Origin of the sequence: Paenibacillus pinisoli (assembly GCF_003605435.1) — a bacterium.
GTDB classification, from domain to species: Bacteria; Bacillota; Bacilli; order Paenibacillales; family Paenibacillaceae; genus Pristimantibacillus; species Pristimantibacillus pinisoli.
In genome coordinates this window covers 1,035,688-1,056,378 of the sequence record NZ_QXQB01000002.1, presented here as the reverse complement: position 1 = coordinate 1,056,378, position 20,691 = coordinate 1,035,688, and the positions used below count along the sequence as shown (strand labels likewise).

Sequence of the window (20,691 nt, the reverse complement as noted above, 5' to 3'; positions counted from 1 at the left end):
TGCCGTTTTATTATTGTCTAATATTGTGGTCACCCGCTTTGCAAATATGATCGTGCATGCAAAATAATAGAAGGAATCCCCAATGCGATATGGAAATTTTAAGTGAACGATTCTCGCTTCGCTTGGAGAAAGCCGCTTATAATAGCCGATTAGGGGGCATCGAGACCGATGAACTGGATGCAAGCCTGGACAAAACGCCTTATGCGGATAATACCCCGTATCGTCATCTTCCTTACGGCGATATCCCTAAGCCTCAATATGATTAGCTCCGTCAGCAGCCCACAAGGCCGTATGTTTGCTCTCCTATTTGCCCTATTCATCTTTGCTTCCATTCTGGTCCAACCGCTGTGGCTCAAATACTTCCTTGCCGTTGTTGCATTTGTCTCCTTTTTCAATGCGCTGCCGGAGCTTGCGTTCGACAAGCTGATTAGCGTCATGTATTTGACGCTCGTGATACTGGCATTCCTGCTGCCGTCTCCGATCCCTGTGTTTGCGGCAGGGGGTTACTACCTTTACATTACTCCTGTTAGCTGGCCCGAGGAGTCGCCGGAAATGCTGCAGGCAATCTTGGGCGGCGTTGTCATTAATATGATTCTTTATTCGCTGCTGGCCTTTTACTTCCGGAACTTGAAGAAAGAAAATGTGGCCAACGCAAGCTTGAATGCCAAGCTTAACGAAGCTTTCCAGCAGCTTGAGCATATGGCCTATTATGATATGCTTACCGGTCTGCCCAACCGCCAATCGCTTATGAAGCATATAGATATGGCCATCGTTCAAAAAAAGCCGCAGGCTGTCCTGTTTCTGGATCTTGATCAGTTCAAACATGTGAACGATATGATGGGCCATGGCGCGGGAGATCAACTGCTGCGGGACGTTGCCGGCCATCTTCGCCAGTTCGCGCCTCCGTCCTGCTTCGTTGCCCGTTATGCCGGGGACGAGTTCGTGCTGCTATGCTCCTATGGGCGGAAGGAGGAGATTTCGGATCTGGCGGAACGGCTTGTCCGCTCCTTTCAGAACCCGTTCCATATCGGTCACAAGCACATTTATACGACGACCAGCATAGGAATCAGCTTGTTCCCCGAGGATGCGGAGGAGGGGGAGACGCTTATCCAATATGCGGACAAAACGATGTATAGCATAAAGCGCGGCGATAAAAACGGTTACCGCTTCTTCTCTGATATCAAAAACGAGGAGCTGCTGCGTCAAGTCAGGCTGGCGAACGACATTCGCAGCGCCATAACCAAAAACGAAATGTCGATACACTACCAGCCGCTGGTAGATCTTGAAACGGGAGAAATCCGCGGAGTGGAGGCACTGCTCCGTTGGACGCATAGCGAAATGGGTCCGATTGCGCCATCTCACTTTATTCCGCTTGCCGAACAGAACGGCGCAATTGTGGAGCTGGGGGAATGGGTGCTAGAGGAGGCATGCAGTCAGGTTAAGAGATGGCATGAAGCAGGAGTATCAAGGCTCGCGTTAGCCGTCAACCTCTCGATTCGTCAGTTCAAGTCGCTGAACTTCTCTTCCAAAGTGGTGAACATATTGGAGAAGACGAATTTTGATCCTGCTCTGCTGGAGCTGGAAGTTACGGAGAGCATGATGCAAAGCCTGGAGGAGTCGGTTCCCATCTTGAACGAGCTTAAGAGCCATGGCATCAAAATCTCTATAGACGACTTCGGAACAGGCTATTCTTCCCTGAGCGTTCTGGGGCAGCTCCCGCTGGATTACCTGAAAATCGATCGTTCCTTTACAAAAGAATTAACGGGCGCAGCATCCTCCGCATCCATTGTGAAGCTTATTGTCGATATTGGACACAGCATGAACCTGCAAGTCATATGCGAAGGCATTGAGACGAAGCAGGAAGTTGAAGCGCTCCTGCAGTTCGGCTGCGAGTTCGGGCAAGGCTATTATTTTCACCGCCCCTCTCCGCCAAATGAGATTGAGCGGCTATTGGATTTAAAACATTTGCATAACACAAAGGTTTGAATTGGTTGATTATTTTGTTTCCACTTGCCCTTTTGCGGAGATGCTGTATAATCACTATGATTTCTTTTATACAGGATGAAGGGGCTGGTGGGATTGGAAGAGACGATCATTCGTTTCGAACATGTGACTAAACAATATGACCATAACGACCCTGCGGTGCTCAAAGATGTAAGCTTTGAGATTCAACGGGGCAAATTTTATACGCTTTTGGGGCCGTCAGGCTGCGGCAAGACGACAATCTTGCGCCTGATTGCCGGATTTACGGAGCCGTCGAAGGGCAACATTTATTTCAACGGCAAAGTGATTAACCGGGTGCCGGCGAACGAGCGGCAAGTGAATACGGTATTCCAGGATTACGCGTTGTTCCCGCACCTCAACGTGTTCGAGAACGTCGCGTTTGGCCTGCGCATCAAAGGTCTCAAGAATGAGGCAATTAAAGCCAAAGTGCTCGAAGCGCTGCGCTTCGTCAACCTTAGCGGCTACGAGAACCGCGAGATTACAGAGATGTCTGGCGGCCAGCGCCAGCGTGTCGCAATCGCCCGCGCGATTGTGAACGAGCCGGAAATCCTGCTGCTCGACGAGCCGTTGTCGGCGCTTGATCTGAAGCTGAGGACGGAGATGCAATATGAGCTTCGCGAGCTGCAGCGCCGCCTTGGCATTACGTTCATCTTCGTTACGCATGATCAGGAAGAAGCGCTTGCGATGTCGGACGAGATCTTCGTCCTGAACGAAGGCACGATCCAGCAATCCGGCACGCCTACCGACATCTACGACGAGCCGATCAACCGCTTCGTAGCGGACTTTATCGGCGAATCCAATATTGTCAAAGGCCGCATGCTGCGCGACTTTGAGGTCGAGATTGCAGGCAAGACGTTCGAATGCGTCGACCAAGGCTTGAACGAAGGGGAGACGGTTGATATCGTCATCCGTCCGGAGGATCTGGAGATTACGTCGCATGAGAGCGGCAAGCTTCAAGTGCGTGTAGACACGCAGCTGTTCCGCGGCGTGCATTACGAGATCAGCTGCTATGACGATACCGGCAATGAGTGGCTTGTCCATTCGACGCGCAAGGCGACAGTCGGAGAGCGGATCGGCCTGACGTTCGAGCCGGAAGCGATTCACGTCATGCGTCTGGGCGAGACGGAAGAGGAGTTCGACAAGCGCCTGGAGTCGTACGAGGAAAGCGGCGGTGGGGACAGCCATGGAAGCTAGAGCCCGCAATCTGTACCTCGTTCCTTATGTGCTTTGGATCGTTCTGTTCGTTATCGCGCCGATTCTGCTGATCGCGTATTATTCCTTCTTTAATGTGGAAGGGCAGTTCACGTTCGAGAACTACCAGAAGTTTTTTACGCCAGTCTATCTGCGCATGACGCTTAGCTCGTTCTGGTATGCTTTTCTGATTACGCTGTTCTCGCTGCTGGTGGCTTATCCGACGGCCTACTTGCTTACGAAGACGAAGCATAAGGCGCTGTGGCTATTGCTTATTATTTTGCCAAGCTGGATCAACCTGCTGCTGAAAGCATACGCATTCATCGGCTTGTTCGGTACATACGGCTTCGTGAATACGGTGCTGGAAGTAACGGGCATCGGCACCAAACAAATCTTGTTCACCGACTTCAGCTTCGTGTTCGTGTCGGTCTATATCTTTATTCCGTTCATGATTCTGCCGGTCTACAACGCGCTGGAGAAAATGAATCCGACGCTGATCGACGCAGCGCGCGACCTGGGCGCATCCCCATGGATGACGTTCCGGCGGGTCGTGTTCCCGCTGACGATTGACGGCGTGAAGGCGGGCTGCATGGCGGTATTTATTCCGGCGCTGTCCCTCTTCATGATTACAAGACTGATTGCGGGCAACCGCGTCATTACGCTCGGCACAGCGATCGAGCAGCATTTCCTTGTGACGCAGGACTGGGGCATGGGGGCGACGATCGCCGTGTTCCTTATTATCGCGATGGCGATTCTGATGCTGCTGACCGGGAATCGAAAGCGAGGGCTGATCGACATTGTCAAAAGGTAAATGGCGTTTGTCCAATCTGTACCTGATCGCCGTGTTCGTCATCCTGTATGCGCCGATCTTCTATCTGATGTTCTACTCATTCAATAGCGGCGGAGCCATGAGGAACTTCGAAGGCTTCACGCTGGAATATTACGGCGAAGTGTTCCAGGACACGCGGCTTCTTATTATTGTGTTGAATACATTCGTGATCGCGCTGCTCTCAGCGGCGATCTCGACCATTATCGGGGTTATGGGCGCTATTGCGATCCATTATATCCGCAGCAACCGGCCGAAGGGCACGCTGCTTACGCTGAACAATGTCCTGATCGTAAGCCCTGACGTCATTATCGGGGCATCGTTCCTGATTCTGTTCACGATTGCGGGCATTCAGCTCGGCTTTGTATCCGTGCTGCTGTCGCATATCGCGTTCAGCATCCCGATCGTCGTCATTATGGTGCTGCCGAAGCTGCAGGAGATGGGCGGCTCGCTGCTCGACGCAGCTCGCGACCTTGGCGCAAGCTCCTGGCAGGTGCTGACGAAGGTTATTCTGCCTTATATCAAGCCTGGCATATTTGCGGGATTCTTTATGGCGTTAACGTATTCGCTGGATGACTTCGCAGTGACGTTCTTCGTAACGGGCAACGGCTTCTCGACGCTGTCGGTCGAGATCTACTCGCGGGCGCGGCAAGGCGTCTCGCTATCGATCAACGCCTTGTCTACGCTTATCTTCCTGTTCACCGTGCTGCTTGTGATCGGCTATTACTTTATTAACCGCCGCAACAACCGTCCGGCAGGCAAGGGGGTGCGCGCATGAGCCAGCTAGTCCGCATGTTTCTGCTGGTCTTCCTTGCCGCATTCGGCTTAATGTACGTGACATCGCAGCTGAACTCCAGCGCCGGCTATTCTGGAGGCAATACGCTGACCGTCTACAACTGGGGCGATTATATTGATCCTGAGCTGATCGCGCAGTTCGAGGAGGAGACGGGCATCAAGGTTATTTATCAAACCTTCGACTCCAACGAAGCGATGATGACGAAGATCAAGCAAGGCGGCACCACCTTCGACGTGGCGATTCCGTCTGAATATGCAATCAGCAAGATGAAGGAAGACAATCTGCTGCTGGAGCTGGATCATTCGAAGCTGCCGAATCTGGAGCATATCGACTCCCGCTTCATGCATCTGTCCTTTGATCCTGAGAATGCCTATTCCGTGCCTTATTTCTGGGGAACGGTCGGCATTGTCTTCAACCCTAATCTGGTCGGCGATCTGACCTTCGACAGCTGGGACGATCTTTGGGACGAGAGCCTGCGCAACAATGTCTTCCTGCTCGACGGCGCACGCGAGGTGATCGGCATGGGGCTGAACAGCTTGGGCTACTCGCTCAACGATACGAACGAGGAGCATCTGCAAGAGGCGCTTGCGAAGCTGTCGAAGCTGACGCCGAACGTGAAGGCGATTGTCGGCGACGAGATCAAGATGCTGATGGCGAACGAAGAAGCGGCAGCCGGTCTTGTATGGTCCGGGGATGCGTCGGAGATTATGGACGAGAATGAAGACCTCGACTATATCGTGCCGGAAGAGGGCTCCAATTTGTGGTTTGACAATATGGTCATTCCGAAGACGGCCCGCAATCTGGAGGGGGCGCATCAGTTCATCAACTTTATGCTGGATCCCGAGGTTGCCGCGCAGAACACCGAGTATGTCGGCTACTCCACGCCGAACAAGGATGCGCTGACGCTGCTGCCTGAGGATATATCCGGCGATGAGCGGTTCTATCCGGACGAGGAGCTGACGGAGCGTCTGGAGGTTTACGATAACCTGGGACCACGCATGCTGTCGCACTATAACGAGCTGTTCCTGGAGTTCAAGATGCACCGGAAGTAATTGGCTTCTGCTATGCCTGCCCGTTTCAACCGGCGTTCCTTATTGGGACGCCGGTTTTTGTGCTTTTCAGCCTGAAGCAGGGCTGCTCGTCAAAAACCGACCCGCAGTTGCAGCCGCTCTCCGCCTCGAGACCGATTTGTAGCGTAACAATGTTATGTTACACTCTTCGTGTGACAGGAGGTGCATGAATGGATATTGAGCTCATATCCAAGAAGGAGCTGCTGGAGATGACGGGTATATCCTACGGACAGCTCTACCGGTGGAAGAGGAAGCAGCTGATCCCGGAGGAGTGGTTCATCCGAAAGTCTGCTTTTACAGGACAGGAGACGTTTTTTCCACGGGAGTTAATACTGGCGAGAATCGATAAAATCGTCAATCTGAAGGATGATTTATCTCTGGATGAACTGGCGGATAAGCTGGCCGGCAAGCAAGGGGGCATTGAGCTGCCAAAAAGCGAGTTTGCCGCGCGGAAGATTGTTTCGGACATGGTATGGAAACGATGGGCTGGTCTTGCGGATGAGAATGAAAGGTATGCCTTTCATGACATGCTTTATCTATATACAGCGGATGCTCTGCTGCAGACGGGAGAGATGAGCATCGAGGAAGGAGATGCGCTGATCAGCGTGCTTCGCGAGCATTACCCTTCCTTCAATGGGAGGCCTTGCGAGTTGGTGTTCATCAGACGTATGGGGATTGCTTCCTTTGCTCTCGTATCCGCTTCTGCGGAATTGTATTTCGACAACGGCGTGAAGGTGGTTGCCCGAGCGCCCCTGACAGACTGGTCGGAGAAACTGGTTGAACGGTTGGTATAGAAGAAAGGAGGAGAAAATGATGTATCAGGAAATGAAGCATGCTTGGCCGGGCGGTTTGCCGAATCTTAGAATGAATGGCGTCATTCGTGCGGCTGGCGGAACCTATGACCGTGTCCACGTGGATGGAGTCGGCCGTATTGCCGGAGATGTAAAGGCTGCGACTTCTGCCAGGGTGAACGGGGTATTGACAGTCGAGGGGAGCTTGGAGGCGCCCGAGCTCAGAGCTGACGGGAAGCTTAACATTGAGGGCATCCTTAAAGGGGCTATGCTGAACATCAATGGGATTGTGAAATCGGAGGGCCACGTTGCAGCAGAAACAATACGGGTGCACGGCATTCTTAAGACTGACGGCAACGTGGAGGCAGAGAAGATTCAGTTGCACGGCGCTTTGAAAGTGGATGGTTTGATCAACGCAGGTGAGATGGAGCTTGGCCTCACCCATATGGAGAGCAGAGCCGGCGAGATTGGCGGAGAATCGATTCGCGTGCGCCGTCTTCAAGGCAGCAGCTGGAAGTGGCTGCTGAAGTGGATCATGCCGGGCAGCGAGACAAGACTGCTGGCGAATGTCATTGAGGGTGACGACATCCAGTTGGAATATACGCATGCGGATATTGTAAGAGGACAGCGGGTGACGATTGGCAAAGGCTGCCGAATCGGACGGGTGGAGTACCGCGATCAATTGACCAAGCATCCGGAAGCGGAGATTGGATGGGAGGAGAGAACGTATGGCTGAGAAACGCAGTGATATCAGATTGATCGGCGATACGGAGTCGCTAGGCGGCCAGTTCGGGCGCGTGCGGATTACCGGCGATGCGATCCTGGCAGGCGATGTGGCTTGCGAAGGATTTTATTTGACGGGAACCTCGCATATTAAAGGAGGCTTGGATTCCGGGTATTTGAAGTTTACCGGCGAAGTGGCGGTTGACGGCCCGATGAGCTGCGGAAGCTTGCGGGGGAAGGGGGAGCTGAGGCTGGGGCGGAATTTCCGCGGCAATCAGGTGCGCATGTCCGGTCATCTATCCTCCCAGGGAGCTATTGAAGCAGAGAAGCTGGAGCTTCGCGGCGCCCTGTCGGGCGGCAGCGTGAATGCCGGGCAGGCGCTCATTAAGTTATATGGCCCTTCAGCGGCCAGTGAAGTCGTAGGCGGCCTTGTTACGGTTCGCAGGAGCAAAGGCGTGCTGCTTAAAGAGCTGTTCCAGCAGGACTCCGCTGCGGAGCTGCGGGCCAGCCTGATTGAAGGCGACCGGCTTGATCTCGAGCATACGGTTGCGGATGTCGTTCGCGGCAATTCGGTACGCATCGGACAAGGCTGTGTCATTGGGAGGGTTGAATATCGCGATTCATACGAGAAGAGCGGCAATGCCAAGGCAGAGGCGGAATACCGCGTATAAGGAAATCGGCTCGTCATGAGCCTCAATGCTAGAGGAAGAAGAGAGGAACGCAAATCATGTCAGCATTACCACAACAAAATCGTCTCGGCGTCGTCATTGCCGGACTATTGCTCGCCATTCTAATGGCGTCGATGGACAATACAATCGTTGCTACAGCTATGGGCAATATCGTAGGAGAGCTGGGCGGGCTCGACAAGTTCGTATGGGTCACCTCCGCCTATATGGTGGCGGAGATGGCTGGGATGCCGATCTTCGGCAAGCTGTCGGATATGTACGGGCGGAAGCGGTTCTTCGTGTTCGGACTGATTATTTTTATGATCGGCTCGGCACTATGCGGCACCGCGTCCACGATAACGGAGCTGGCCCTGTTCCGGGCCATTCAAGGCATTGGAGCGGGCGCGCTGATCCCGACATCCTTCACCATTATGTTCGATGCGGTGCCGCTGCAATCACGCGGCAAGCTGGGCGGCTTGTTTGGCGCGGTATTCGGTATGTCCAGCATATTCGGGCCGCTGCTTGGCGCCTATATTACGGACCACATTGCGTGGCAATGGGTGTTCTATATTAACTTGCCGCTCGGCGTTATTGCGTTCTGTATGATCGCATTCTTTTATAAAGAGTCGCATGACCGGTCCAAGCAGCCGATCGACTGGCTGGGCGCCGCTACGCTGATCGGGGCGGTTATCGGCTTGATGCTGGGCCTGGAGCTTGGCGGCAAGACGTTCCCTTGGGGCTCTTGGGAGATTATCAGCATGTTCGCGGCAAGCGCAGTGCTGCTGGCGATCTTCTTGTATGTAGAGACGAAGGCGAAGGAGCCGATTATTACGTATGCGCTGTTCAAAAACCGCGTATACGCGACGAGCATCCTGACTTCATTCTTCAGCGGCGCGGCGTTTATCGTCGCATCGGTATACATTCCGATCTTCATCCAGGGCGTCCTGGGCGGAACGGCGACCAACTCCGGACTTGTGCTGCTCCCGATGATGGTAGGCTCTGTCGTCACCGCTTCGCTCGGCGGCTTCCTGATGACGAAGATGCCGTACCGGAACATTATGGTATCAACGCTGATCCTGCTGGTCGCGGGCACGCTGCTGGTCACGACCTTGTCGCCGGACTCCAGCCGCTTGCAAGTAACGCTGTTTATGATCCTGATTGGACTTGGCATCGGCGCTTCCTTCTCCGTGCTTAGCAATGCCGCTATCCACGGCATTTCTGCGCGGCAGCGCGGAACGGCGAGCTCGACGCTAACGTTCATCCGCTCGCTTGGCATGACCGTCGGCATTACGGTATTCGGCATTGTCCAAAGCAATGCGCTGACGAACAAGCTGGCGGATGCGTTCGCCGCTGGCGGCCAAGGCGGAGGCGATATGGCCTTCGGCGATCCGCGCGAGCTGCTGAAGCCGGAGACGCGAGCAAGCTTCCCGGCGGAGGTGCTGGACACGATCACGAGCGCCTTGTCGTCGTCGATTACATTGACGTTCGCTCTGGCTGCCATTCCGGCAACCCTCGCGCTTTGCGTAGCATTCTTTATGGGCAGAAGCAAGCTGGATGTATCGGCTATTGCAAAAGGCGAAGAGGGTCAGCATGCTTCCCATTAACAGGGTCAACAATTGATGAGGTGAATGATCGCCAAGGATATAGGAGAATAGAACGGGAGCTGTCTTAAAAGAAGATTAACTTGATGAGACATCTCAGTTGATGAATTGAAGTGAAGGCGGTGCAGGGTGCGATCCCTGCATCGCCTTTTTTGGTATTTGGCTCGTCTTGCAATATAGAAAAGAGCGTACAGTTATTTAGTAATCTAGTATTTATTCTGGGAAATCCCGTGCTTTTGGTGCGATTAGCGCCGTGTGGCGGTGTTGGAAGCGGGGGATGGGCGGAAATGGCGATGCAACGGTGCGGAGCGGCGTTAGAGGCGGGGAATTGGCGGAAATGGCGATGCAACGATGTGAGGCGGCGTTAGAGGTTTAGGACTGGCGGAAATGGCGATGCAACGATGTGAGGCGGTGTTAGAGACGTTGAGTTGGCAGAAATGATGATGCAACGGTGCGAGGCGGCGTTAGAGGCGGGGAATTGGCAGAAATGTTGATGCAACGGTGCGAGGCGGCGTTAGGGGCGGGGAATTGGCAGAAATGACGATGCAACGATGCGAGGCGGCGTTAGAGGCGGGGAATTGGCAGAAATGTTGATGCAACGGTGTGAGGCGGCGCTAGAGACGGGGAATTGGCAGATATGGCGATGCAACGATGCGAGGCGGCGTTAGAGACAGGGAATTGGCAGAAATGACGATGCAGCGACGTGAGGCGGCGTTAGGGGCGAGGAATTGGCAGAAATGACGATGCAACGATGCGAGGCGGCGTTAGAAGCGGGGGATGGGCAGAAATGATGATGCAGAGATGTGAGGCGGCGTTAGAGGCGTAGAGTTGGCAGAAATGACGATGCAACGATGCGAGGCGGCGCTAGAGGCGGGGAATTGGCAGAAATGACGATGCAACGGTGCGAGGCGGCGTTAGAGGCGGGAAATTGGCAGAAATGACGATGCAACGATGCGGGGCGGCGTTAGAGGCGGGAAATCGCTATCGCCGATTGCTGTGAAGGAGAACGGCGGTTGCGTATGGCGGCGATATGGGATGGCTTGTCTTGACGTTCTTATGCTGTCGTGCTACCGTCTTGTTAACATTACGATTGCTAGATGACGGGGAGGAGCACACCTATGGTAAAAGCTATTATTTTTGACTTCGACGGTACGATTCTGGATACAGAGACACCTTGGTTTTATGCTTTCCGTGATGCTTACAAGGAGCATGGCGTTGAACTGACGATTGATCAATATTCGGAGTGCGTAGGCACGAATAACAATACTTTTAATCCTTATGAGTATCTGATGACAGAGCTGGGCCTGCCGATTGACAAGGAGCAATTTCGGTTGAAGATTCATGCCGATCATTCAGCCCTGCTGGAGAAAGAAGTGGTGCGCGAAGGCATTTTGGATTACTTAAAGCTAGCGAAGGACGCCGGTCTTCGAATCGGCCTGGCTTCCAGCTCCGGGAAAGCGTGGATTGACCGGCATCTGGAAGCGCTCGGAATTGCCCATTACTTCGAGGTGATCTGTACGGCCGACGATGTGAGCCAGGTGAAGCCTGATCCGGAGCTATATGTGAAGGCGATGGAGAAGCTAGGCGTCAAGCCGGAAGAAACGATCGCCATCGAGGATTCGCCAAATGGAGCCAGAGCAGCGGTGGCGGCTGGCATGTCATGTGTTATCGTTCCGAACCCGTTGACACAGATGCTTACCTTTGACCAAGAGACACGTTACATTCATGCGGAGTCGCTGACAAAGCTTGATTTCCAAACCCTTGTGGGCGCGCATGCCGGATAATGAATTTCGAATGGCCGGGGGGATGAGGGAGCGGCTTCACGATCTTGCGATTGCCGCTTGATTTGCCCATAATAGGGGCAAGGTATCGCCGGGTGAAGCTGCGGCGGTCATATATGGATTAAGGGAGAAATAACGATGGCATCCAAACTGATTATGAATGAAGCGATTAAGGCGGCTGAGGTGTCGCTGACAGGGCTGGACGGCGAGCAGCTTGGTGTTGTCTCCAGGCAGGAGGCGCTCGACTTGGCGAAGCAGCTGAAGGCTGATCTGGTCTGCGATTCGCTGATGAGCAGCCCGCCGCCTTGCCGGCTGGTCAGCCGCGGCGCTGCAAAACGCGAGAAGGACCAGGCGGGGAAGGAAGCGCGCCAGAAGGACGGGCAGATCAAAGTGAAGGAAATCCGTCTGTCCGCAAGCATTGAGGAGCATGACTACGAGACCAAGCGCCGGCAAGCAGAGAAGCTGCTGGAATCAGGGCATGGCGTTCTGCTGGTGGTTCGTATCCAGGGCAAGGAAGGACCTGCGGCGAAGACGCTGCTGGAGGGGCTCGCCAATGATTTGAAGGCGAGCGGGACCCGCAAGACCGGCGTCCAGTTGAGCGGCAAGCAGGCGGCTTTGGAGCTGCTGCCGAAGTAATTGGGCATAGTGCTGTACGGGACCGATATAAGAATGCTGCTGCGGGCAGAGATTAAGGCGGCAAGCGGCAGAAGCGGCCAGGGAACTTCTATACAGCTTATACAGGCAGTCTGTTGATCCAGGCTGCCTTGTTTTGCATTGTCATGTAACCGTTTTCTTGGTAAACTGGGCTGAATCGAACCGTTGTAGGAACGAATGATAACGACTGCTGGAAAATGAGCTTTGGAGTGGAGACACTTGGGGACATTGAGAAGGTGGTCTTTTTTCTATCGCTGCTTGATAGATTGGGATTGGGAGGGGAATGGCATGGGCAAAACAAAACATACAGGGCGGATCAGGCTGCCGAAGAGCTGGGACTCCCGCCTGTGGGTAAGCAAGCGGCCGTTCGGGCTCGGCCTTGTCAAGCCGCATCATATTCGCGATACGTTCAAGACGGTATGGGATAACCGCGACAATCTGCCTTATGCTTACCGGATTCTGACGCAAGGGGTATGCGACGGCTGCGCGCTTGGCGTGTCCGGCCTCTATGACCAGACGCTGGAAGGGCCTCATGTCTGTACGACGCGCCTTAATGTGCTTCGGCTTAATACGATGCCGGCAATGAAAGAGCGCTGGCTGCATGCGGACATTGCGGAGCTAAGGAAGCTGAGCAGCGCGGAGCTGAGGCAGCTCGGGCGACTGCCGTATCCTCTGATTCGCCGAAGAGGCGAATCCCGCTTCAGCAGGCTAAGCTGGGATGAGGCGTTGTCGCGGATCGCAGGCAAGGCGCAGGCGATTGATCCGAAGGCAATTGCGTTTTATTTGACGGGGAGAGGCATTACGAACGAGACCTATTACGCGGCAGCGAAAGCCGCGAGGGCGATCGGCACGAATCATATCGACAATGCGTCCCGCATCTGCCACTCGCCGTCCAAGACTGCCTTGAAGCGCTCCATTGGCGTGGGCGCATCCACTTGCAGCTACAAGGACTGGATCGGGACCGATGTGCTGCTGTTCTGGGGCAGCGTAGCGGCGAACAATCAGCCGGTGTCAACCAAATATATGTACGCCGCGAAGCGCAAAGGGACGAAAATTATCGTCATCAATCCGTATCGCGAGCCAGCGATGGACGGGTATTGGATTCCGTCTATCGCAGAATCGGCCCTGTTCGGCACGAAGCTTGCGGACGACTTCTACCAAGTAAGCATCGGCGGGGATATTGCCTTCATGCATGGCATTATGAAGTGCTGGTTCGAGATGGAGGAAGCGGAGCGCGGCTCTGCCATTGACCATGAGTTTGTCAGTCTCCATACGAACGGATATGAGTCGCTTCGCATACATGTGGAAGCTCTGGCATGGGCGGATATCGAGCGTTCTTCGGGACTTGCGCGCCCCCGGATGGAGGAGCTGGCCCGACTGCTTGCCGGCGCGCGTTCCGGCGTCTTCGTATGGAGCATGGGGCTGACGCAGCACCGATTCGGCACGGACAATATCTCGCAGGTCGCCAACTTGGCTCTGCTGCGAGGTTTTTTGGGCAGGGAGCATTGTGGCTTGATGCCGATCCGCGGACATAGCGGCGTGCAAGGCTCCGGGGAGATGGGGGCGGACCCGTTCAGCTTGCCGGGCGGAGAGATGAGTTCTGCGGAGGACCGGGCCAGAATCGAAGCGGTCTGGCAATTCCCGCTGCCTGAGTGGCAAGGAGATATCGTCGGGGTGTCGCTGGAGAACGCCTTGCTGCCGGAGGGTCATGAGCAAAAGCTGCGGCTGTTCTATACATCCGGCGGGAATTTCCTGGAGACGATGCCGGACCCGCAGCATGTCCAAGCTTGCCTGGAAGCGGTCGAGCTGCGTGTGCATCAGGACATCGTGCTGAATAGCTCGGCGCTTGCCGATGCCGTCGAAGAAGTGATTGTGCTGCCGGCCATGACCCGTTATGAGCAGCCGGGGGGAGGCACATCGACATCGACGGAGAGGATGGTCTATTTCTCTCCGGAGATCGCAGGTCCGCGCATCGGGGAAGCGCGGGCGGAATGGGACATATTCGGCGAGCTTGCGGAGCGCATTAGCGGAGAGAAGGGAACGCTGGCCCGCTTCCGCAGCGCGGAGGACATCCGTAAGGAGATTGCGCTAGCCGCGCCAAACTATGACGGCATTCAGACGCTTCGCCATCGGGGCGACGTCTTCCAATGGGGCAATGCCTGGCTATGCGAGGGAGGCCAATGTCCGACGCCGGATGGCAAAGGGCAGTTGCTGCCGATCGCGATTCCGGATTTGCTGCGTTCGGGAGGGCGGATGTATGCGACGACTAGAAGAGGAAAGCAGTTCAACTCCATGATTTATGGAGAGAAGGACAGCTTCAACGCCGCGGCCCGGCATGATGTGCTGCTTAGCAGCGAGGATGCAGGCAGGCTGGACCTGAAGGACGGGGATGACATCGTGGTGCATAACCGGCACGGCCTCTTCCACGGCCGCGCGAAGCTGGCTCCGGTCGCAAGCGGCAATATTGAGCTGTACTGGCCGGAGAGCAATATGCTGTTCAAGCGAGGCGTCTACGAGCCTCATGCCGGCATCCCGGAATACAACGCGTCTGTTCATATCGAACGGGCGGACCGGTACTATGCGCACAAGGATACGCGATATGCGGAGAAGGCGGTAGAGGAGCTGGACATGGAGCCGCCAGCTTGACTTATGGGGAGGAGCGACTCGATGGACAGAGGCAATCTATCGTTATGGGGAGCGATGCGGTACCGGGGCGATACGGGACAGTTCGAAGCGCTGGACGATCAGATCGCGACTGAATTTGCCCTGACGGTAAAGCTGGACGGGGAGGAATTCGCGACGATTGTCTGTTCGCCGTCCCATCTTCGGGAGCTGGTTTACGGATTTCTTGCATCCGAGGGAATGATTCGTGAGGCTGCTCAGGTGAAGCGTCTTCACATTGACGAGGATAGCGGGTTTGCATATGCAGAGCTGGCCGGCCAGCCGTCTGTGGCGCGGGAGAAGGTATCGAAGCGGTTCATCGGAAGCTGCTGCGGGAAGAGCCGCCAGTTTTATTTTCACAACGATATGCTGACCGCGCGAACGATCGTGACCAGAGGGATATGGACGCCAGAGCAATGCATTTCACTGATGGAACAATTGCAGGGCAGGTCCAGCGACTTTCACAGCTCGGGAGGCGTTCATAATGCCGCTCTAGCCGATGGAGACGGGCTTCTGGCTGTCATGACGGATGTCGGCCGCCATAATGCGTTGGATAAGCTGTACGGCCATTGCCTGCTTCACCGAATCGGCACAGGAAGCAAGGCCATCGTATTCAGCGGGAGGCTGTCGTCGGAGGTGGTATTGAAGGCGGCCAAGATGGGCTGCGGCATGCTGCTCAGCAAGTCGGCCCCAACGGATTTGGCGCTTCGGCTGGCCCATGACTTGGGCATTACATGCGTGGGGTTTATCCGGGGCAGTCAATTTACAGTCTATACGCATGCTGAACGTATTGTTATAAACCATTCATTACCTTGACACTATAAAAGGGATTGGTTATGATTTTCCTGTTTGAAAATCATTATCATTTAGTCCCGTGCTAGAAGAAGGACAGAATTGGAGTTCAAGATGTTAAAACGTTTCTTCTCATTTTACAAGCCGTATAAACGGCTGTTTTTCCTCGATTTTACTTGCGCGGTTATTCTGGCCGTGCTGGAGCTGGCGTTCCCGATCGCAGTCGGCCATGTCGTCAATGAGCTGCTGCCCGATGAGAACTGGGGACTTATTATTACGGCCTGCGCCGTACTGCTTGTCATTTATGTCGTTAATACGTTTTTGAGTTATGTCGTCAATTACTGGGGGCATATGCTGGGCATTAACATTGAGACGGATATGCGGCGCTTGCTGTTCGACCATGTACAGAAGCTGTCCTTCCGTTACTTTGACAATACGAAGACCGGACATTTGTTATCCAGGCTGACGAATGACCTGTTCGAGATCGGCGAGGTCGCGCATCATGGGCCGGAGGATATGTTCATCGCCGCGATGACGCTGATCGGCGCGTTCGGCATTATGCTGTTCATCCAGCCGGAGCTGGCGATTATGACCTTTATTATCGTGCCAATTATTATTTGGCTGGTGCTGTACTTCAACAGACGGATGACCAAGGCATCGAACCGCCTGTTCACCGACATGGCAGACTTCAATGCGCGTGTGGAAGATACAGTTGGCGGCATCCGAGTCGTGCAGGCTTTTGCGAACGAGAAGCATGAAGGCAAGCTGTTCAAAAGCAATAACCTGCGTTTCCGCGAGGCGAAGCTGATCGCATACAAGCTTATCGGGATGAACGCATCGATCTCCTACATGCTGATGAGGCTGGTATCATTGTTCGTGCTGATTGCAGGCGCATATTACGTATTGCAAAAAGGCATGCCGTACGGCGATTTCATTATGTTCGTCTTGCTGACGAATATTTTCTTCAAGCCGATTGAAAAGATTAATGCCGTTATTGAAAGCTATCCGAAAGGCATTGCTGGCTTCAAGCGTTACGTGGAGCTGATGGATACGGAGCCGGATGTCGCAGATTCGCCAAATGCGATTGCGGTAGACCGCCTGCAAGGCGATATCCGCTATAACAACGTGACTTTTGGTTATGAGGGCGAAGCTAAGGTGCTCCAAGGCATCGACCTGTCCATTCACGCAGGGGAGACCGTCGCTTTCGTTGGACCTTCCGGAGCGGGCAAAACGACGCTGTGCAGCTTGCTGCCAAGATTCTATGAGGTTGAAGGCGGCAGCATTACGATCGACGGACATGATATCCGTGATTTGAAGCTGGAGTCGCTGCGCAAAAGTATCGGTATCGTGCAGCAGGATGTATTCCTGTTCTCAGGCACGATTAGGGAGAACATTGCTTACGGCAAGCTTGGCGCCGACGATTGGGACATTATGGAGGCGGCAAGGCGGGCAAGGCTGGAGGAGTTCATTGCATCGCTGCCTGACGGGCTGAGTACGGTGATCGGCGAGCGCGGCGTGAAGCTGTCCGGCGGCCAGAAGCAGCGGCTTGCGATTGCGCGGATGTTCCTGAAGAACCCGCCGATTCTGATCCTCGACGAGGCGACTTCGGCGCTGGATACCGAGACGGAAGCAGCCATCCAGCAGTCGCTGGCAGAGCTGTCGCAAGGACGTACGACGCTCGTTATTGCGCACCGGCTGGCTACAATCAAGAACGCGGATCGCATTGTTGTCGTGACGGAGCAGGGCATTACCGAGCAGGGCCGCCATGATGAGCTTGTGGCAGCGGGAGGCATCTACAGCCGCTTGCATACGGCGCAGTTCAGCAGAAGCTAGATTCTAGACCTGTGCGGTGCGGGTACAATGGTAAAGCCCCAATCTATGTGGGGCCAAGAGAAAGGGCGAAGCAGACTCCAGTCTGCTTCGCCCTTTTGTATGATCCTGCCTGCGATCAACTGCTATGCTTTGGCAGGCAAAATAATCTTTTGACCCGGGAAGATGAGGTTCGGGTTCTTCAATTTGTTCAGATCGCGAAGCACCTGCCACGTAGTGCCGTGCTTGCGCGCAATGCCCCAAAGCGTGTCGCCTTTCTTGACGATGTAGACCGGCGCCGCTTCAGGCTTTGTCTCCGGTTTCGGCTCTGGTTTTGGTTCAGGTTTCGGCTCCGGCTTTGGCTCCGGTTGCGGTGTTGTCGTGCCCGGAGCGGTATATTCTGTGATACGGCCTTCCACTTTCGGGTTCGCAGAGCCCAGCTCTTGAATATACGCAATGAGCGCCTCATCGAGGGAGCCGAACATGCCCGCTTGCGGGTATTGGCCGAACATCGTGTACTCATCGCCGCCTGCTGCCAGGAAGTCGTTGGTCGCGATCGTATATTCCGCCTTCAGGTCAACTGCTTTGCCGTCGATCTTCAGGTCATGCACGCGCGAGCCTGGCGCCGCAGCAGGGTCAATCTTGAAGCTCATTCCGCCAACGTGAGGGAAGGCGCCCTTAGCGTTCGGGTAATCGGATACGCCGCTCTCCAGCGCCGCTTTAATATCTGCGCCTTTTACTTTAAGCGTCACAATCTGATTGCCGAATGGAAGAACGGTAATGACTTCACCTTTCGTAATGACGCCTTGGTCGATGGATGCGCGAATGCCGCCGCCATTCGTCAGAGCTACATCCGCTTTGGTGACGAATAGAAGAGCGTCCGCGATCAGATTGCCGAGGTTTGTCTCGCCTGCGCGCACTTTCTCGCGGGCACCTTCAAGTGCAATGGATGTGTTGCCGACTTCCTCGGCCAGGATGATTTCCTGCGCCTTCGCAATCTCCGATACTTTGGCAGCGACTGTTTCGTTCGGCGCGATATCCGCGGCTGCTTCTCCATTAATCAGCTTCGCTTCGCGCTTGGTTACTTTTCCGTCTTGGAACCAAATATCAACAACTCCGACATGCTGCGTATATTCGCCTGTGCTGGCAATCAGCGTATCGTTGTCAGAGAAGAGGCCTTTCTCCAGCACGGTATGGCTATGGCCGTCGATGAAGACATCGATGCCTTTGACTGCTTTTACCACTTTAAAGCTGGTATCCTCGCTGGATTTGTCCATGCCCAAATGGCCGAGCGCGATAATAATGTCCGTCTGATCCTGCAGTTCGTCCACGATCGCTTGCGCCTCTTTGACTGGATCCGTGAAGGTGATGTTTTCGACGTTTTTCGGATGGGTTTTGTAAGCTGTCTCCGGAGTGGAGAGGCCGAAGATGCCTACCTTGATGCCATCAACTTCTTTGATGATATACGGCTTGAACACTTGAGCATTCTGCTTGTCCCGGACGTTGCCGCTAATGACGGGGAATTTCAAGCCTTTGGCCAGCTCGAGCAGTCTGTCGGTGCCGTAGTTGAATTCATGGTTGCCCGGCGTCATAGCATCATAGCCCATCAGGTTCATAACATCGGCTACGCTTTGACCGCCTACGAGAGTAGCGAACGTCGTACCGTGAATCGCATCGCCTGCATCAAGGACAATTGTATTCGGATTGGCTTTGCGGTAGCTGTCGAAAATACCGGCTACTTTCGCAAATCCCATCTCTGCGCCATTTTCGATTGACCGTGCATGCATGTCGTTCGTGTGCAAAATCGTAAGATGCTTGCTGGCTTGCTCCGCATTGCCGTCTGCCGCCGCGCCGCTTACAAGCCCCAGTAGGAGCGCCAGGCTGAGCATGCTGGACAGCAGCCATTTCCATTGTTTTCTCATGAGCGGATCATCCCTCCATCGCCTATTCGTATAGTGTGAATATTGGAACAGGGAGATATTCGGCAACGCGCTTTGGATATCCTGTATCGAAAATTCAAATGTTTTGTAAAATGGCGGAGGTATGGGGGAACGGCGGCATATACTTCGGCGCTCTTGGAACAATTTTTTGGGGATACTGCAATGCGGGGAACGGCTGTAGAAGTTTCTTTTATGCGTATGAGGGAATTTTCTTTCGTGTGTCCGGGAGAGTTTCTTTATGGTGCAAAAGAGCCCTCAAATCCACTGACTGGTGGAGATGGGGCTCAGGTTAGATAACAGCTGAGATTTAACTATCACCGGATTGTTGTAAAAGCTGCCTTAAGCTGCCTTAAACTCAGAGGCTCGGCTTAAATTTGAAAGGCGCGAACGGATGCTTTGACCAGCGAGATGAATTTTGGGCGCGTCTCATTCGCTACTTTGACGACCTGCTCGTGCGTCAGCGGCTCCAGCTCATCTCCGATCGCCATGTCGGTAATGCAAGTGATGCCCGCAACGCGAATGCCGGAGTAATTCGCCGCAATGACTTCTGGCGCTGTAGACATGCCGACTGCATCGGCGCCCCAACGGGCCATCATCGTAAGCTCTGCAGGCGTGCAATAAGTTGGTCCTGTAATGCTCACATACACACCCTGCTGAAGCTTGATGTCCAGCGCTTGTGCCTGCTCGGCGATCACGGCGCGCAGTTCTTTGTTGTAGGCGCTCGACATATCCGGGAAGCGCGGGCCTAGCTCAGGAATGTTCGCTCCGATTAGCGGATTGTCGCCAGTATTATTGATATGATCGGTAATCAGCATCAGGTCGCCTGCCGCGAATGCGCGGTTCATGCCGCCTGCCGCATTGGTAACGAGCAATGTGCCGATACCGAGCTGCTTCATAACATACACAGGGAAGACAACTTCTTTCATGCTGTAGCCTTCGTAATAATGGAAGCGGCCTTTCATGACGAGAACGGTTTTTCCTTCCAGTTCCCCGACCACGAGCTCCCCGGAGTGTCCTTCTACCGTAGATACTGGGAAGTGGGGGATATCTCCATAATGGATGACAGTGGCATTCTGCACCTCATCAGCCATAACGCCAAGGCCGGAGCCAAGAATCATGCCGAGCTGCGGCTTGGATGGCAGCTTGCTTTCGATGTAGGCAGCTGCTTCTTTTATTTTGACGAGCATATTGTCCATAGGTAAGCTCTCCTTTGAATATAGCCGTGCGCCGGAGACCGGAATACAGCCAAAATGGGAATGTGAGGCAACCTCATAATAGCTTAGAGAGGGGGCAAAGTAAACCTCAGTCCGATGAAGCGGGTTTGGCCGGCTACTATTATAGAGTTGTGATGGGGACGATCTGTTGTTGTTTCCAGGAAAGCTTCGTA

General features: G+C 54.3%; 17 protein-coding genes. 15 read left to right on the top strand and 2 right to left on the bottom strand.

Annotated elements, in window-relative coordinates:
- Positions 1–89: 89 nt before the first annotated feature.
- From D3P09_RS27665 to D3P09_RS11995, 15 genes are all read left to right on the top strand, one after another.
- The gene (locus D3P09_RS27665) at positions 90–266 is read left to right on the top strand and encodes a hypothetical protein (protein ID WP_165867408.1); all 177 of its coding nucleotides are present in this window, start codon (positions 90–92) and stop codon (positions 264–266) included.
- A gap of 25 nt (positions 267–291) precedes the next feature.
- Positions 292–1,986, top strand: coding sequence for a putative bifunctional diguanylate cyclase/phosphodiesterase (locus D3P09_RS12060; RefSeq protein ID WP_165867407.1), 1,695 nt, complete (start codon positions 292–294; stop codon positions 1,984–1,986).
- Positions 1,987–2,079: 93 nt separating this feature from the next.
- Positions 2,080–3,198 (top strand): ABC transporter ATP-binding protein, encoded by a 1,119-nt coding sequence (locus D3P09_RS12055; protein WP_243644142.1) that lies wholly within the window; start codon positions 2,080–2,082, stop codon positions 3,196–3,198.
- Entirely contained in the window at positions 3,188–4,006 is an 819-nt protein-coding gene (locus D3P09_RS12050) for an ABC transporter permease (protein ID WP_120110071.1), read from the top strand. The genes D3P09_RS12055 and D3P09_RS12050 overlap by 11 nt, the downstream gene beginning before the upstream one ends.
- A complete protein-coding gene (locus tag D3P09_RS12045; protein WP_120110069.1) occupies positions 3,993–4,799 on the top strand; it encodes an ABC transporter permease in 807 nt (268 codons plus the stop codon). The genes D3P09_RS12050 and D3P09_RS12045 overlap by 14 nt, the downstream gene beginning before the upstream one ends.
- Entirely contained in the window at positions 4,796–5,869 is a 1,074-nt protein-coding gene (locus D3P09_RS12040) for an ABC transporter substrate-binding protein (RefSeq protein ID WP_120110067.1), read from the top strand. The genes D3P09_RS12045 and D3P09_RS12040 overlap by 4 nt, the downstream gene beginning before the upstream one ends.
- A 188-nt stretch (positions 5,870–6,057) precedes the next feature.
- Positions 6,058–6,681 carry a YhbD family protein gene (locus D3P09_RS12035; protein ID WP_120110065.1) on the top strand — a complete coding sequence of 208 codons (624 nt, stop codon included), beginning with the start codon at positions 6,058–6,060 and terminating at the stop codon, positions 6,679–6,681.
- A 16-nt stretch (positions 6,682–6,697) separates the two neighbouring features.
- Positions 6,698–7,414 carry a hypothetical protein gene (locus D3P09_RS12030; protein WP_133304994.1) on the top strand — a complete coding sequence of 239 codons (717 nt, stop codon included), beginning with the start codon at positions 6,698–6,700 and terminating at the stop codon, positions 7,412–7,414.
- Positions 7,407–8,072, top strand: coding sequence for a hypothetical protein (locus D3P09_RS12025; protein WP_120110062.1), 666 nt, complete (start codon positions 7,407–7,409; stop codon positions 8,070–8,072). The genes D3P09_RS12030 and D3P09_RS12025 overlap by 8 nt, the downstream gene beginning before the upstream one ends.
- A gap of 56 nt (positions 8,073–8,128) precedes the next feature.
- Positions 8,129–9,670 (top strand): MDR family MFS transporter, encoded by a 1,542-nt coding sequence (locus D3P09_RS12020; protein WP_120110060.1) that lies wholly within the window; start codon positions 8,129–8,131, stop codon positions 9,668–9,670.
- A gap of 1,115 nt (positions 9,671–10,785) precedes the next feature.
- Positions 10,786–11,451, top strand: coding sequence for an HAD family hydrolase (locus tag D3P09_RS12015; RefSeq protein WP_120110059.1), 666 nt, complete (start codon positions 10,786–10,788; stop codon positions 11,449–11,451).
- A gap of 135 nt (positions 11,452–11,586) precedes the next feature.
- Complete coding sequence (gene infC / locus D3P09_RS12010; protein ID WP_120110057.1) at positions 11,587–12,084, top strand: translation initiation factor IF-3; 498 nt, start codon at positions 11,587–11,589, stop codon at positions 12,082–12,084.
- Positions 12,085–12,390: 306 nt separating this feature from the next.
- On the top strand, positions 12,391–14,748 hold the full coding sequence (locus tag D3P09_RS12005) for an FdhF/YdeP family oxidoreductase (RefSeq protein ID WP_120110055.1): 2,358 nt from the start codon (positions 12,391–12,393) through the stop codon (positions 14,746–14,748).
- A 21-nt stretch (positions 14,749–14,769) separates the two neighbouring features.
- Positions 14,770–15,579, top strand: coding sequence for a formate dehydrogenase accessory sulfurtransferase FdhD (fdhD, locus tag D3P09_RS12000; protein ID WP_243644104.1), 810 nt, complete (start codon positions 14,770–14,772; stop codon positions 15,577–15,579).
- 90 nt (positions 15,580–15,669) lie between these two features.
- Positions 15,670–17,388 carry an ABC transporter ATP-binding protein gene (locus D3P09_RS11995; protein WP_120110791.1) on the top strand — a complete coding sequence of 573 codons (1,719 nt, stop codon included), beginning with the start codon at positions 15,670–15,672 and terminating at the stop codon, positions 17,386–17,388.
- A gap of 122 nt (positions 17,389–17,510) precedes the next feature.
- On the opposite strand, the gene D3P09_RS11990 is transcribed toward D3P09_RS11995, so the two are convergent.
- Positions 17,511–19,286 (bottom strand): 5'-nucleotidase C-terminal domain-containing protein, encoded by a 1,776-nt coding sequence (locus tag D3P09_RS11990; protein WP_120110053.1) that lies wholly within the window; start codon positions 19,284–19,286, stop codon positions 17,511–17,513.
- A gap of 386 nt (positions 19,287–19,672) precedes the next feature.
- Positions 19,673–20,500 (bottom strand): purine-nucleoside phosphorylase, encoded by an 828-nt coding sequence (locus D3P09_RS11985; RefSeq protein ID WP_120110051.1) that lies wholly within the window; start codon positions 20,498–20,500, stop codon positions 19,673–19,675.
- Positions 20,501–20,691 lie beyond the last annotated feature (191 nt).

Bases quoted from the DNA above. Each gene is read 5' to 3' on its own strand.
- D3P09_RS12015 (WP_120110059.1), top strand. From the start codon at position 10,786: ATGGTAAAAGCTATTATTTTTGACTTCGACGGTACGATTCTGGATACA.
- fdhD (WP_243644104.1), top strand. From the start codon at position 14,770: ATGGACAGAGGCAATCTATCGTTATGGGGAGCGATGCGGTACCGGGGC.
- D3P09_RS12060 (WP_165867407.1), top strand. From the start codon at position 292: ATGTTTGCTCTCCTATTTGCCCTATTCATCTTTGCTTCCATTCTGGTC.
- D3P09_RS11995 (WP_120110791.1), top strand. From the start codon at position 15,670: ATGTTAAAACGTTTCTTCTCATTTTACAAGCCGTATAAACGGCTGTTT.
- D3P09_RS12050 (WP_120110071.1), top strand. From the start codon at position 3,188: ATGGAAGCTAGAGCCCGCAATCTGTACCTCGTTCCTTATGTGCTTTGG.
- infC (WP_120110057.1), top strand. From the start codon at position 11,587: ATGGCATCCAAACTGATTATGAATGAAGCGATTAAGGCGGCTGAGGTG.
- D3P09_RS11990 (WP_120110053.1), bottom strand. From the start codon at position 19,286: ATGAGAAAACAATGGAAATGGCTGCTGTCCAGCATGCTCAGCCTGGCG.
- D3P09_RS12025 (WP_120110062.1), top strand. From the start codon at position 7,407: ATGGCTGAGAAACGCAGTGATATCAGATTGATCGGCGATACGGAGTCG.
- D3P09_RS11985 (WP_120110051.1), bottom strand. From the start codon at position 20,500: ATGGACAATATGCTCGTCAAAATAAAAGAAGCAGCTGCCTACATCGAA.
- D3P09_RS12035 (WP_120110065.1), top strand. From the start codon at position 6,058: ATGGATATTGAGCTCATATCCAAGAAGGAGCTGCTGGAGATGACGGGT.
- D3P09_RS12030 (WP_133304994.1), top strand. From the start codon at position 6,698: ATGATGTATCAGGAAATGAAGCATGCTTGGCCGGGCGGTTTGCCGAAT.
- D3P09_RS12005 (WP_120110055.1), top strand. From the start codon at position 12,391: ATGGGCAAAACAAAACATACAGGGCGGATCAGGCTGCCGAAGAGCTGG.
- D3P09_RS27665 (WP_165867408.1), top strand. From the start codon at position 90: ATGGAAATTTTAAGTGAACGATTCTCGCTTCGCTTGGAGAAAGCCGCT.
- D3P09_RS12020 (WP_120110060.1), top strand. From the start codon at position 8,129: ATGTCAGCATTACCACAACAAAATCGTCTCGGCGTCGTCATTGCCGGA.
- D3P09_RS12040 (WP_120110067.1), top strand. From the start codon at position 4,796: ATGAGCCAGCTAGTCCGCATGTTTCTGCTGGTCTTCCTTGCCGCATTC.